Genomic DNA, 12,844 nt, shown 5'->3' on the forward strand with positions numbered 1-12,844 from the left:
CTTATGATGTGGCGGTTACGGAACGGCAAGATATTCATGCCAGATTGAGGGCGACGAGGCAGGAAAGACCTTCGAGTGTTTTACTTCAAGCGCAATCAATCGCTGCTGGGCGGCGCGTTCACAACTGCTGAGCTTGTGTTCCATGCTGTTGTCAGAAATGTGCGGGCACAGCACCCGAATGCGGTTATCGCCATTTTGATTAACGTCATACAACTGGTGGTGATGTGCATGGTGTTCTACCTGCTCATGACATTGCTGGGTCGGGGTGGCATAGCCAAGATCAGGGGTGAATTCCTGCTGTATATCCTGTCCGGCGTCCTTCCGTTTATGATGCATATCCAGTCGATTGGGTCGATTTCCGGGGTTGGTTCGGCCAACAACCCAATGACGCTGCATTCACCAATGAATGCGATGGTCCTTATCCTGGCGGCGGCTTTCGGCACGCTGTACAAACAGGTGATGGCCATGTGCGTCCTTCTGTTCATTTACAATGTTGCAGTCGCCCCTTTGGACATTGAGAATCCCGGTGGTGCCTTTGGGATGGTTTTACTGGCCTGGTTCACCGGATGCGCGATCGGGCTTGTGTTCATGGCGATCAAACCCTGGTTCCCGACAACCGTTGCTATGCTGTCAAACATTTACCGCCGAATGAACATGGTGTTTTCCGGTAAAATGTTTGTCGCAAACACGATGGGCGGATGGTTGTTGATGATGTTCGCCTGGAATCCGCTTTTTCACATCATTGATCAGTGCCGCGGTTTCATTTTTCAGAACTATTTCCCCCGCAACACCAGTTGGGAATACGCGCTTTGGGTCGGGATCGCCTTGTTGATGATCGGATTGATGGGTGAGTTCTTTACGCGCCAGCATGTTTCGCAAAGCTGGAATGCCCGCCGTTAACGCGCCACCCGCAGTGTCAGATTGATCCGCCCGCCCTTAGGCAACAGGCGCGACGATCCGAATCTGATCCGGTCCACCCCGTGATATGCCAACCGTGCGGACCCACCCATAACGACCACATCCCCCGAGCTGAGCCAGATCGACTCGGTCTTGCCGCCACGGGTGGTGTTGCCAATGCGAAACAGGGCGTCATCGCCCAGAGAAATTGACAACACGGGCCAGGAAAAATCAGCCTCGTCCTTGTCCTGATGCAGGCCCATCTTTGCGCCTTCGCCATAATAATTGACCAAACAGCAATCCGGCTCATGTTCCGTGCTGACCAAGTCATGCCAGATACCCAAAATACTGTTGGGAATGCCGGGCCAAACTCCGCCCTTGGGATGCTGTTCCTGATAACGGTAGCCTGCCTTGTCTGTCACCCAACCCAAATCCCCGGCCGAGGTCATACGCACCGACATCTCTTTGCCCGAAGGCGTGACGGGGCGAAACAAGGGCGCGGATTTCAGAATCGGCCGCAGATCAGCGATGACCTGCGTCTGGGTGGCAGGATCCAGATGGCCTTTTCTGATGTCGAACCCCCGCAAAATCAGCCGCGCCATTCCGGAAACCCCAATCCTTTCCAAATCCTTGCCAAAAAAGGCCACAGATTCCCGAAAACCTGCCTTTTACGGTGCTTGCAGGCCCTTGGTCTCGCCCTTATATACGCCGGGACGCGCGATGGTAGTGCTGTCGCGCACATCAGATCGGGGACGGGATGCCGTAACGGGTCCGGTTCTCGGGACATCGCCTTGAAGAGAAAGGGATTGCAAAAATGGGAAAAGTCATCGGGATTGACCTCGGAACCACCAACTCGTGTGTGGCCATCATGGACGGCTCGCAGCCGAAGGTCATCGAAAACGCAGAAGGGGCGCGGACCACGCCCTCGATCGTCGCCTTCACCGAAGATGAGCGACTGGTCGGTCAGCCTGCAAAGCGTCAGGCGGTCACCAACCCCGACAACACGATCTTTGGCGTCAAGCGTCTGATCGGCCGTCGTGTGGATGATGCAGAAGTCGAAAAAGACAAGAAAATGGTGCCGTACGCCATCGTTGATGGCGGCAATGGTGACGCGTGGGTCGAGGCCCGCGGTGAAAAGTACTCCCCAAGCCAGATCTCGGCCTTCACTCTGGGCAAGATGAAGGAAACCGCCGAGAGCTATCTGGGTGAAGAAGTCACACAAGCAGTCATCACCGTACCGGCCTACTTCAACGACGCACAGCGTCAGGCCACCAAAGACGCCGGTAAAATCGCCGGTCTGGAAGTGCTGCGGATCATCAACGAACCGACAGCGGCTGCTCTGGCCTATGGTCTGGACAAGGAAGAAACCCAAACCATCGCGGTTTATGACCTTGGTGGTGGTACCTTCGACGTGACCATCCTGGAAATCGATGACGGCCTGTTCGAGGTCAAATCGACCAACGGTGACACCTTCCTGGGTGGTGAAGACTTTGACATGCGCATCGTCAACTACCTGGCGGATGAGTTCAAAAAGGAACACGGCGTCGATCTGTCCCAAGACAAGATGGCCCTGCAGCGTCTGAAAGAGGCCGCTGAAAAAGCCAAGATCGAGCTGTCTTCGACCTCGCAGACCGAAATCAACCAGCCGTTCATCTCGATGGGTTCGAACGGTCAGCCGCTGCACATGGTCATGAAACTGACCCGTGCCAAGCTGGAATCGCTGGTGTCGGACCTGATCAAAAAGTCGATGAAGCCTTGCGCTGCCGCTCTGAAAGACGCCGGTCTGTCGGCTGCTGACGTGGACGAAGTTGTTCTGGTTGGTGGTATGACCCGGATGCCGAAAGTGATCGAAGAGGTCACCAAATTCTTCGGGAAAGAGCCGCACAAGGGTGTGAACCCGGACGAAGTGGTTGCTATGGGCGCCGCCATTCAGGCCGGTGTTCTGCAAGGCGACGTTAAAGACGTTGTTCTGCTTGACGTGACCCCGCTGTCGCTGGGCATCGAGACTCTGGGTGGCGTGTTCACCCGTCTGATCGACCGCAACACCACGATCCCGACCAAGAAGTCTCAGGTCTTCTCGACCGCCGAGGACAACCAGAATGCCGTGACCATCCGCGTGTTCCAGGGTGAGCGTGAAATGGCTGCGGACAACAAGATCCTGGGTCAGTTCAACCTTGAAGACATCCCGCCCGCACCGCGCGGTATGCCTCAGATCGAGGTGACGTTTGACATCGACGCCAACGGCATTGTCTCGGTTTCGGCCAAAGACAAAGGCACCGGCAAAGAGCAGAAGATCACCATCCAGGCTTCGGGCGGTCTGTCCGACGAGGACATCGAAAAGATGGTCAAGGACGCCGAAGAGAACGCGGAAGCCGACAAGGAACGCCGCGAACTGGTCGACGCCAAGAACCAGGCGGAAAGCCTTATCCACTCGACCGAGAAGTCGATGGAAGAGCATTCCGACAAGGTCGACCCGACCACCATCGAAGCCATCGAGCTGGCGATCGCCGCTTTGAAGGACGAGCTGGAGACCGAGAATGCCGACAAGATCAAGTCGGGCATCCAGAACGTCACCGAAGCGGCCATGAAGCTGGGCGAAGCCATCTATAAGGCGCAAGCCGAAGAAGGCGAAGAAGAGCCCGCAGCAGCCGACGCCGCACCGGGTGACGATGACATTGTCGATGCCGAGTTCGAAGATCTGGACAACGACAAGCGTAACTAACGGGTAACCGGGCCAATTCGGGCCGGTCCGGTTGCCGGGCCGGCCCGATTACGTTGAGGCAGAAGGAAACACTGATGTCAAAACGCGACTATTACGATGTGCTCGGCGTAGCCAAAGGTGCATCGGCGGACGAGATCAAAAAGGGTTTTCGCAAGAAAGCCAAAGAATTGCATCCCGACCGTAACAAGGACAACCCGGATGCCGAGGCGCAGTTCAAGGAAGCGAACGAAGCCTATGACGTTCTGAAAGACGCCGAACGCAAGGCGGCCTACGACCGTTTTGGCCACGCAGCCTTTGAAAACGGTATGGGTGGCGGCGGGCGTCCTGGCGGCGGCTTTGGTCAGGGCGATTTCTCCAGCGCGTTCTCGGATGTGTTCGATGACCTGTTCGGCGACTTCATGGGCGGTCAACGCGGAGGAGGCGGCGGCCGTCGCGCCGCGCGCGGCTCGGACCTGCGCTATAACCTGCGCGTGTCGCTGGAAGAGGCGTTCTCGGGCCTGCAGAAAACCATTAACGTCCCCACCGCCGTGGCCTGTTCGTCCTGTGACGGAACCGGCGCTGAAGGTGGCGTTGAACCCACAACCTGCCCCACTTGTTCGGGCATGGGCAAAGTGCGGGCGCAACAGGGCTTCTTTACGGTTGAACGCACCTGCCCGACCTGTTCTGGGCTGGGTCAGATCATCAAGAACCCCTGCAAATCCTGCCAGGGTTCCGGCCGTGTCGAAAAAGATCGTGCTTTGTCCGTCAATATCCCAGCTGGTGTTGAAACCGGAACACGGATTCGGCTGGCTGGCGAGGGCGAAGCTGGGATGCGCGGCGGTCCTCCGGGCGATCTCTATATCTTTGTCGAGGTCTCCGACCACAAACTGTTCGAACGCGACAGCGTAAACCTTTATTGCCGGGTTCCGGTTAGCATGGCCAAGGCCGCGCTGGGCGGTTCGATCGAAGTTCCGACCATTGATGGTGGACGGGGCCGTGTCCAGATTCCAGCCGGCAGTCAGTCAGGTCGCCAGATGCGCCTGCGTGGCAAAGGCATGCCCGCCCTGCGTGGTGGTGGCGTTGGTGATATGTTCATCGAACTGGCGGTGGAAACTCCGGTCAACCTGACCAGTCGTCAGAAAGAGCTGCTGCGCGAGTTTGAGGACCTGGGTGAAGACAACCACCCGGAATCCAAAAGCTTTTTCTCTTCCGTCAAATCCTTCTGGGACGGAATGAAAGGCTAAGACTGAGGCGGCGATTGCCGCCTCTTTTACGTTTTGACCGTTGTAAAAATCAAAACGACATGGCTTCGTTTGGCACTATCTGGTTTCCAGCCAATCCATGAAACGCATCGACCAGATCGCCGTTCCCAGACCTGCAATCTTGAACGGGCGATAGGACATGGCCCGCACCGGTGTTGTTGGAAAGGTCAGAGATTCAGAGTCAGCGCCCAGGGCACGCTCGGCTAGAACGCGGCCCATCACATGTGACATTGCAACGCCGCGCCCGTTGTAGCCTAGCCCGATTAAAAGGCCCGGCTGCGGTTCATGCAGGTGAGGCAGGTGGTCGTCGGTAACCGCGATGCGCCCGCCCCAATGATGGGACCAGTTGGCTCCTTTCACCTGAGGAAAAACGCGTTCGGCGTCTCGTTGAAGCCAATCGAAACCGCCCAGGTTGCCCGCGCGGTCCATGCGGCCCAACCCACCGTAGACCAACCGATTGTCTGGCTCTCGCCGTGCATACATGATGATCCGTCGGCTGTCCGAGATTGTGTGCCCCTGTGGCAGGATCGAAGCAATGACGTCTTCCGGCAACGGGTCTGTTGCAATCTGGATCGGGGTCAGAGGCATGATGCTGTTGGGTAGTTTCGGCACCAGTGGGCCGGTATAGCCGTTGGTTGCAACGATCACAGTGTCAGAGGTGACCGAACCCTGATCTGTGCGCAGTTGCCACTTACCGCCGACCTTGTTCATCGAGGTGACAGCGCTGTTTCCAAAAATCGAAACGCCGCGTTGTTGGGCGGCACCTGCTACGCCGCGCGCCAGCATCATTGGCTGTACGGCGCCACCGCGTGGGGTCACGACACCACTGGAATAGGCAGCAGTGCCCGAGGTGATTCGCAGATCATCCCCACGCAGAAGCTCCATTCCTGCGCCAAATTCGTTCCAGGCTTTCACGTCCGCCTCGGCCTTTTGCAAGGCCCGGTCGTTGTGCAGTACCCTCAGCCAGCCCTTCTGCCGGGCTTGGCACGGGATTTGATAGGTGTCGATCAACGAGAACAATTCGTCGGCGGAATTCAGAGACACTTCGGTCAGACGCTCAAAATAAGTCTGTCCCAGCATAAGCTGTAAGTCTTTGGGTGAGTTGAAAGGCAGCATAGGATTGACCTGCCCGCCAGTGCGCCCCGATGCGCCCCAGCCTACATCACCGGCATCGAGTACGACGGCTGACGTACCTGCCTCGGCCAAGGCCAATGCTGCGCGCAGACCGGTGAAGCCAGCGCCCAGAATGGACACGTCCGCGTGCAGATCGCCGGTCAATTGTGGGCTGTCGGGCATTGACGGCGCAGTGCTGGCCCAAAGCGAGTTCGGCCGCGTGGCCATGGCAGGTGGTGTTGCGAACATAAAAATCTCGTATATCGGAACAATAATTCCAATATTCGATAGCATCCGTCAGGTCGTCAAGTGGAAGTTTTCGGGTGCTTCGCCGCCGATCCGACTACAGATCTCGGCAGCGGTTTGTTTCAGCAAGTCAAGGCTGGCAAGCAATTCCTCTGGCGTGTCGTCTGCCGTCAAAGTCCAAACAGAAAGACAGGCGGCGACTTTGCCCTGATCATTCCAAATAGGAGCGGACATGCCCATGACCTGGAGAAATTCCTCTTTCACGACAACCGCATAGCCCTGATTCCGAACGACACCCAAGTCGGTCTCAAGCTCTGGCAGGTTTGTCTTTGTGTATTCGGTGAACTTTTCCAATCCGGCCGAGTCGAGCACGGAATTGCGCTGTTTTTCGGGCATAAACGCAAGGAAAACTTTGCCTGCGGCTGTGCAGTGCAGCGGTGCGTGGTCGCCTGCACGCGCTGCGTACCGAACCGAAACATTATTGGTTGTCCGCAGGTACAAAATGGTATCGCCATCCAAAACAGACAGCGCAATGTTCAATCCTGTCGCTTCGCTGAGGCGGTCAACAGGTTCTGCGACAACCTGCTGAAGATCCGGGTGTCGAAATCCGGCGCGTGCCCATTCCTGAAATCGCGAGCCAGGTTTGTAGGTTCTGCCGCTTTTGTCGTATTCGACCATCCGCTCACTTTGAAGAACGGCAAGTACGCGGTGGCACGAGCTTTTGACCAAACCTGTCCGCGCAACGATATCCGAAAAACCCATAGGTCTTTTTGCGTGGGTCAGGGCATCCATGATCATAGCGCACTTTGCGACGATAGAGCTGTCTGTCGATCTTGCCATGCCCACTCCCATATCTACTGCATTGCAGAACTACGACGAGTTTTTAACCGTTTCAACTTTTGAATACGCTCACAGCAAAACTTGAAGAATAAACAGTTGACGAAAAGAATGCGTACTCACTAGTGTTCTATTTCAGAACACCTGTTCTGCACAACGATAGAATGAGAGGCTTCTTGATTGGCGGCGTGCAAAAAAGAAAAATACACGGCACAGTACCGTAAGGCGCACCCAATGCTCTCTCACAGTAAAACAGCGGAACGCGCTGTAAAAAAGTGACCCAACCGGAGGATACCATGAAAAAAACACTCGCCACTCTCGCTGCGACCAGTGTGCTTGCGTTGACAAGCCATGCAGTGCTTGCGCAGGACCTGGACGAAATCACCGTTGCATACTTCCTGGAATGGCCGCTGCCCATGCTAGAAGCCAAGGCCAACGGAACCTATGACGAGGCACTTGGCCTCAAGGTGAATTGGGTGAGCTTTGAAACCGGCACTGCGATGAGCGCGGCCATGGCCTCGGGCGACGTGCAGATCGCGGTCAGCCAGGGCATTCCGCCTTTCGTTGTTGCCGCATCCGCTGGTCAGGCGATTCAGGTGGTCGATGTCGCTGTGACGTATTCTGAGAACGACAACTGTGTCGTGTCGGAAGCGCTGGAGATCGATAAGGAAAACGCCAGCGAGCTGGCAGGTAAAAAGGTGGCTGTGCCACTGGGTACCGCCGCGCACTATGGCTTCCTTCGCCAGATGGATCACTTCGGTATCGACTTGGCCAGCCTTGAAGTTGTCGACATGGCCCCGCCTGAAGGCGCTGCGGCCCTAAGCCAGGGCGCAGTTGATTTCGCGTGTGGCTATGGCGGCGGTCTGTCCCGGATGAAAGAGCACGGCAACGTTCTGTTGACCGGTGCCGAGAAGGAAGAACTGGGTATTCTGGTGTTCGATGTGACCTCGGCCCCGGAAAGCTTTATCTCGGAAAACCCTGAGCTGGTCGCCCAGTTCCTTCAGGTAACTGCGGATGCAAATGAGCGTTGGAACTCGGGTGCGGGCGGTGATGCGATGCTTGAAGTTGTTGCCAAAGAATCCGGCATGGATCTTGAAGGCGCGCGCGCGGCCATCGGGACGATGGGTTTCCCCAGTATGGATGATCAGCTGTCGCAGAAATGGCTGGGCGGCAATGTGCAGACCTTCATGAAGGGCGTAGCCGACGTGTTTGTCGAGGCCGGCAGCATCGACGGTGCGCTGGACAGCTATGCCAACTCGGTCAACACCGAGCCGATGACGATTGCCGACGGCAAGTAACAAGGTTTGGCGTGGCGCATTTCCATGCGCCCGCCGATCCTCCCCCGGCAATCGGGCGTGCCGCCTGCTTGTGGCGGCGCCCTCATCTACAGAAAGCGGGATATGACAGGTTTATCCATCGAAAACATCTCCATGCGCTTCGACCTGCCTAACGGAACGGCCGTGCAGGCGTTGAAGGATGTCACGTTGCATCTGAACGAAGGCGAGTTGATGAGCGTGCTGGGCCCCTCAGGTTGCGGCAAGACCACACTGCTGAACATCGTTGCGGGTTTTCTGGCCCCGACCGAAGGGCAGATCGTGATGAATGGCCACACGGTCACTGGCCCTGATGCCGAACGTGGCATGGTGTTTCAGAAGGGCGCTTTGTTCGAATGGATGAGCGTGCGTGATAATGTAAGCTTTGGCCCTCGGATGAAGGGGCAGAAGGAAGCGCAATACGCGGCCGAGGTCGATCATCTACTTGAGGTCGTGGGGCTTCAGGACTTCAAGGAAAAGGCTATCTACGAATTGTCTGGCGGGATGCAGCAGCGTGTGGCGCTGGCGCGGTGTCTCGCAAATGACCCCGATGTCATCCTGATGGACGAACCGCTTGGCGCGCTGGACGCGCTGACCCGTGAAAAAATGCAATCGCTGGTTTTGAAGCTGTGGAAAGAGACCGGCAAGACAATCATCCTGATCACCCACTCGGTGGAAGAAGCGCTGCTATTGGGCGAGCGTCTGCTCGTGATGGCACCCAGACCGGGGCGCATTCACAAGGAATATCGCCTCCCCTTCGCAGATATGGGCGTCGACCAGGATCTGCGTGAGGTCAAGAAACACCCTGACTTCGCCACCAACCGCGAAGAGATCCTGGGCATGATCTGGGACATGGAAGAAGAAATCATGGGTCGGACGGAGGCAGCGCAATGATCCCCATTCTGATCTATATCGCGATATTTATCGGCGCTTTCTTTGTGGTCAAACTGGTGACTGCAGGCACAGACCGCCATGATTTCACCTCACTTAAGACGGTCACTTTCGGCGATGAAAGCGCCGTTGTCTCGGATCGTAAGGCATCAATCATCTCGATCATCGCCATCTTCGTGCTTTGGGGCGCATTCACCGGGTCGGCCTTGTTGCCGTCTTTCTTGCACGCGCCCGGTCCTTATGTCGGAGAGGGCTCATTCACCTACACTGTTGAAACGGCTGATGGTCAGACCGATGACGCCTCAGTGACGGTGATCGTGCACCCTGCGGACGCACCGGTGGATGAACCCGAGGTCGCGCCCGGCGACGGATTCGCCAAGGACGATGCCGTTGTGGTGCAGGCCTATCGCAGTAAGTTGGCCCGCCTTGACCGAAATGATGAGATCGGTCGTGACGAAGGTGCAAAGATCGTTGCCGTGAATGGTCAGTCGATTGAGCCGGGTGGTTCTGTGAACACTGATTTCGGTCGTGTGGTCATGTCGCAGCGCGGCACGCTCAACATCGACCCGGACAAGGGCTGGCAGATGGAGCCGATCTGGCTGCCCGCACCGGAAAACGTTTTCGAGCGCTTGGGCGAGATTGCCAGCGAAGGCTTCCGGAATTTCACCCTTTGGGAGCATCTGGGTTACTCGCTGTTCCGCGTGATCGTGGGCTTCCTACTGGGATCGCTTGTGGGCATTCCCTTGGGCTATGCCATGGGTCTGTCCAACTGGTTCCGTGGCTGGTTCGACCCGATTGTCGAGTTTATGCGCCCGGTTCCGCCGCTGGCTTTGATCCCGCTGGTGATCATTTGGGCAGGGATCGGTGAGGGAGGCAAGATCATCTTGCTGTTCCTGGCTGCGCTCTGGATCATGGCGATTGCGGCCCGTTCTGGTGTGTCCGGCGTGAACATCTCGAAGGTACACGCGGCCTATTCCCTTGGGGCGTCAAAGTGGCAGGTGATGCGCCATGTGATCATCCCCAATTCGTTGCCCGAGATCTTCACCGGTGCGCGGGTTGCGATGGGCGTCTGCTGGGGCACGGTTGTTGCTGCTGAACTGGTCGCCGCTGAAAAAGGGGCCGGCATGATGATTATGGTTGCCTCCAAATTCCAGAATACCGACATCGTGATCATGGGCATCATCCTGATTGGTGTCATCGGCTTCGGCATCGACATGCTGATGCGCTGGGCCGAACGTATTCTGGTGCCCTGGAAAGGCAAAAGCTGATATAGACTTGCACCAGACGTCAATACCGTCTGGGTGCACCCATAAAGATCATGAGGCGCGGTTTCCCAGTCAGGGTGCCGCGCCTTATGTGTTTTGCGCCTGCCGCGCCACTACGCGTGTTGCAAAACGGACCAGCGATATATCCAGTTTGCTGACCGATAACGCCCATTTGGCTCTTGCGTTCGGTGTCGGTGGCTGAGATTGTCTGCCCCAACCGTTGGGGTGCCCTATTTGCAGGGCTGAGAGGCGTGGCTGCGTTAACCCATCGAACCTGATCCGGGCAATTCCGGCGTAGGGAACGGTCTTTTGAATGCAGACAGTTTTCCTACATCGTTGCCCAAAGAAGATGGAGCGACGATATGGCTGCAATTGCCTTGACCATTGCGGGATCTGACAGCGGCGGCGGTGCCGGAATACAGGCTGACATGAAGGCCATGTCAGCACTTGGTGTTTTTGGTGCAAGCGTGATCACCGCCGTCACCGCACAGAACACGCAGGCCGTCACAGCGGTGCATGGTATTCCTCTGGACGTGATCGAGGCGCAAATTCAAGCGGTGCTGGGCGATCTGGATGTCAAAGCTGTCAAGATCGGTATGCTGGCAACACCTGAGATCATTCAAACCGTCGCAAACGGGTTGGCCGACTTTCAGCGACCCATTGTTCTGGACCCGGTGATGATCGCCAAGTCTGGTGACGCCTTGCTGGCGCAAGAGGCAATCCAGACCTTGCGCGATGTGCTGTTGCCGATGGCGGCGGTTTTGACCCCAAATCTGCCCGAAGCTGCTTGCCTGTTGGATGCAAAAGAGGCCGAAACACCCGATGAGATGGCCGCCCAGGGTCAGGCTCTTTGCGCTTTGGGTGCGCGCGCTGTGTTGATGAAAGGCGGTCATAGTGCGGGTGAGGTATGCCATGACTTGCTGATCGATCCGACGGGTATCGTGGCAGAGTTTCAGGCCCCGCGCCGGAACACCAAAAATACGCATGGGACTGGATGCACTTTATCGTCCTCGATTGCCGCGGGTTTGGCAAAGGGTCTGACGATGCAGGATGCCGTTGCGCAGGCGCATGAATACCTGCAAGGCGCGATTGGACGCGCAGATGAGCTGAACGTGGGTTCTGGGCACGGTCCGGTGCATCATTTCCATCAGGTCTGGCCCAAGTGACCGTCTGGTCTGTCATAGGAGCCGGGGTGGCCGGTCTGGCCGTCGCCAGCGAACTGGTGTCGCGCGGCGCGAAGGTGCAGGTGTTTGATCCCGGCGGCCCGCCAGGCCCGCACGGGTGTTCATGGTGGGCCGGGGGTATGCTGGCACCCTGGTGCGAATACGAAAACGCGGAAGAACCGGTGCTGAGACTGGGTCAGCGGGCAATCGATTGGTGGGCTGGTCGCACAAAGGTACAGCGGTGCGGTACGCTGGTTGTCGCCAATACACGAGACCTGCCGGACCTACGCAGATTTGCGCGTCGGACCGAAGCGTTTGTGGAAGCCGATCGCGCAAAAATTGCTGAATTAGAGCCTGATTTGCACGGGTTTGGGAAGGGCCTGTTCTTTGACCAGGAAGCCCACCTTGATCCCCGCCAGGCATTGCAGGACCTACACCGAGGCTTGAAGGAACAAGGGGTGGAATTCCATCGCAAATTGGCCCCTGCACAAATTGAGCACGCGATCGACTGTCGCGGACTGCACGCACGCGAATACCTGCATGATCTTCGGGGTGTGAAGGGTGAGATGCTGGTCGTGCGTTGCCCGGACGTTGAGTTGACACGCCCCGTGCGTCTTTTGCACCCCCGAATGCCGCTTTATATCGTGCCCCGGGGCGATGGCATCTACATGCTGGGCGCGACCATGATCGAAAGCGAAGACAGCAGCCGCATCACGGCCCGATCCATGCTGGAACTGCTCAGCGCAGCCTATGCCCTGAACCCGGCCTTTGGTGAGGCCGAGGTGTTGGAAATCGGCGTCGATCTGCGTCCCGCCTTTCCCGACAATTTGCCCCGCATCCGTCGCTTGGGTCGGACAATCTATGCCAACGGACTTTATCGGCACGGCTATCTGCTCGCCCCGGCTCTGGCGCAGGGTGTGGCGGATTTGGCGCTGGACAACACACATACGGAGATGGTCGATGAAGATCGTGCTTAATGGCGAGACGCGGGATGTGCGCGCCGAAACCCTGGCCGAGCTGCTAGAGGAATGCGGCTTCACTGGCCGCGTTGCCACCGCAGTGAACGAAGACTTCGTTCCTTCCAGCCTGCGCGTCGCGCACAAACTGGCCGATGGCGACCGGGTCGAAGTCGTTGCGCCGATGCAGGGGGGATAAG

The 12,844-nt window shown here is 57.3% G+C and carries 12 protein-coding genes and 1 riboswitch; of the genes, 9 read left to right on the plus strand and 3 right to left on the minus strand.

Annotation, left to right across the window (positions count from 1 at the left end; genetic code table 11):
* Positions 1-75: 75 nt before the first annotated feature.
* On the plus strand, positions 76-900 hold the full coding sequence (locus tag I9187_RS00580) for an ABC transporter permease (RefSeq protein ID WP_171178597.1): 825 nt from the start codon (positions 76-78) through the stop codon (positions 898-900).
* Here the strand turns inward: I9187_RS00580 and I9187_RS00585 are convergent.
* Positions 897-1,499 (minus strand): alpha-ketoglutarate-dependent dioxygenase AlkB, encoded by a 603-nt coding sequence (locus tag I9187_RS00585; protein WP_171178596.1) that lies wholly within the window; start codon positions 1,497-1,499, stop codon positions 897-899. The two genes, I9187_RS00580 and I9187_RS00585, sit on opposite strands and share 4 nt — an antisense overlap.
* A gap of 212 nt (positions 1,500-1,711) precedes the next feature.
* Between I9187_RS00585 and dnaK the strand changes: the two genes are divergently transcribed.
* Together dnaK and dnaJ are read left to right on the plus strand one after the other, a co-directional pair.
* Complete coding sequence (gene dnaK / locus I9187_RS00590) at positions 1,712-3,619, plus strand: molecular chaperone DnaK (RefSeq protein WP_171178593.1); 1,908 nt, start codon at positions 1,712-1,714, stop codon at positions 3,617-3,619.
* 74 nt (positions 3,620-3,693) lie between these two features.
* Positions 3,694-4,842 carry a molecular chaperone DnaJ gene (gene dnaJ / locus I9187_RS00595; protein ID WP_171178591.1) on the plus strand — a complete coding sequence of 383 codons (1,149 nt, stop codon included), beginning with the start codon at positions 3,694-3,696 and terminating at the stop codon, positions 4,840-4,842.
* A 75-nt stretch (positions 4,843-4,917) separates the two neighbouring features.
* Here dnaJ and I9187_RS00600 read toward each other — a convergent pair whose 3' ends face one another.
* Together I9187_RS00600 and I9187_RS00605 are read right to left on the minus strand one after the other, a co-directional pair.
* Complete coding sequence (locus tag I9187_RS00600) at positions 4,918-6,222, minus strand: FAD-binding oxidoreductase (protein WP_171178589.1); 1,305 nt, start codon at positions 6,220-6,222, stop codon at positions 4,918-4,920.
* A gap of 48 nt (positions 6,223-6,270) precedes the next feature.
* The gene (locus I9187_RS00605; protein ID WP_245222876.1) at positions 6,271-7,059 is read right to left on the minus strand and encodes an IclR family transcriptional regulator; all 789 of its coding nucleotides are present in this window, start codon (positions 7,057-7,059) and stop codon (positions 6,271-6,273) included.
* A 293-nt stretch (positions 7,060-7,352) separates the two neighbouring features.
* Here I9187_RS00605 and I9187_RS00610 point away from each other — a divergent pair, with 293 nt between their 5' ends.
* The 6 genes from I9187_RS00610 to thiS all read left to right on the plus strand — a co-directional run bounded on the left by I9187_RS00610 (position 7,353) and on the right by thiS (position 12,843).
* Positions 7,353-8,354: an ABC transporter substrate-binding protein gene (locus I9187_RS00610; protein WP_171178586.1), complete on the plus strand. Its 1,002-nt coding sequence runs from the start codon at positions 7,353-7,355 to the stop codon at positions 8,352-8,354.
* Positions 8,355-8,456: 102 nt separating this feature from the next.
* Positions 8,457-9,263 carry an ABC transporter ATP-binding protein gene (locus I9187_RS00615; RefSeq protein WP_171092888.1) on the plus strand — a complete coding sequence of 269 codons (807 nt, stop codon included), beginning with the start codon at positions 8,457-8,459 and terminating at the stop codon, positions 9,261-9,263.
* Positions 9,260-10,528, plus strand: coding sequence for an ABC transporter permease subunit (locus tag I9187_RS00620; RefSeq protein WP_171178583.1), 1,269 nt, complete (start codon positions 9,260-9,262; stop codon positions 10,526-10,528). The genes I9187_RS00615 and I9187_RS00620 overlap by 4 nt, the downstream gene beginning before the upstream one ends.
* A 208-nt stretch (positions 10,529-10,736) precedes the next feature.
* Positions 10,737-10,843: riboswitch (TPP riboswitch) on the plus strand.
* Between the two features lie 44 nt (positions 10,844-10,887).
* On the plus strand, positions 10,888-11,691 hold the full coding sequence (gene thiD, locus I9187_RS00625; protein ID WP_171178581.1) for a bifunctional hydroxymethylpyrimidine kinase/phosphomethylpyrimidine kinase: 804 nt from the start codon (positions 10,888-10,890) through the stop codon (positions 11,689-11,691).
* Positions 11,688-12,665, plus strand: a complete 978-nt coding sequence (gene thiO, locus I9187_RS00630; protein WP_171178579.1) for a glycine oxidase ThiO — start codon at positions 11,688-11,690, stop codon at positions 12,663-12,665. Before thiD ends, thiO begins: the two co-directional genes overlap by 4 nt.
* Complete coding sequence (thiS, locus tag I9187_RS00635; RefSeq protein ID WP_171178577.1) at positions 12,649-12,843, plus strand: sulfur carrier protein ThiS; 195 nt, start codon at positions 12,649-12,651, stop codon at positions 12,841-12,843. Before thiO ends, thiS begins: the two co-directional genes overlap by 17 nt.
* Position 12,844 lies beyond the last annotated feature (1 nt).

Source organism: Ruegeria sp. HKCCE4148 (genome assembly GCF_017872495.1).
Classification (GTDB): Bacteria; Pseudomonadota; Alphaproteobacteria; order Rhodobacterales; family Rhodobacteraceae; genus Ruegeria.

What these genes read in the sequence shown, in the direction of transcription:
- I9187_RS00610 (WP_171178586.1), top strand. Translation starts at nt 7,353, where the DNA reads ATGAAAAAAACACTCGCCACTCTCGCTGCGACCAGTGTGCTTGCGTTG.
- thiS (WP_171178577.1), top strand. Translation starts at nt 12,649, where the DNA reads ATGAAGATCGTGCTTAATGGCGAGACGCGGGATGTGCGCGCCGAAACC.
- thiD (WP_171178581.1), top strand. Translation starts at nt 10,888, where the DNA reads ATGGCTGCAATTGCCTTGACCATTGCGGGATCTGACAGCGGCGGCGGT.
- dnaK (WP_171178593.1), top strand. Translation starts at nt 1,712, where the DNA reads ATGGGAAAAGTCATCGGGATTGACCTCGGAACCACCAACTCGTGTGTG.
- I9187_RS00605 (WP_245222876.1), bottom strand. Translation starts at nt 7,059, where the DNA reads ATGGCAAGATCGACAGACAGCTCTATCGTCGCAAAGTGCGCTATGATC.
- I9187_RS00600 (WP_171178589.1), bottom strand. Translation starts at nt 6,222, where the DNA reads ATGTTCGCAACACCACCTGCCATGGCCACGCGGCCGAACTCGCTTTGG.
- I9187_RS00620 (WP_171178583.1), top strand. Translation starts at nt 9,260, where the DNA reads ATGATCCCCATTCTGATCTATATCGCGATATTTATCGGCGCTTTCTTT.
- dnaJ (WP_171178591.1), top strand. Translation starts at nt 3,694, where the DNA reads ATGTCAAAACGCGACTATTACGATGTGCTCGGCGTAGCCAAAGGTGCA.
- I9187_RS00615 (WP_171092888.1), top strand. Translation starts at nt 8,457, where the DNA reads ATGACAGGTTTATCCATCGAAAACATCTCCATGCGCTTCGACCTGCCT.
- I9187_RS00585 (WP_171178596.1), bottom strand. Translation starts at nt 1,499, where the DNA reads ATGGCGCGGCTGATTTTGCGGGGGTTCGACATCAGAAAAGGCCATCTG.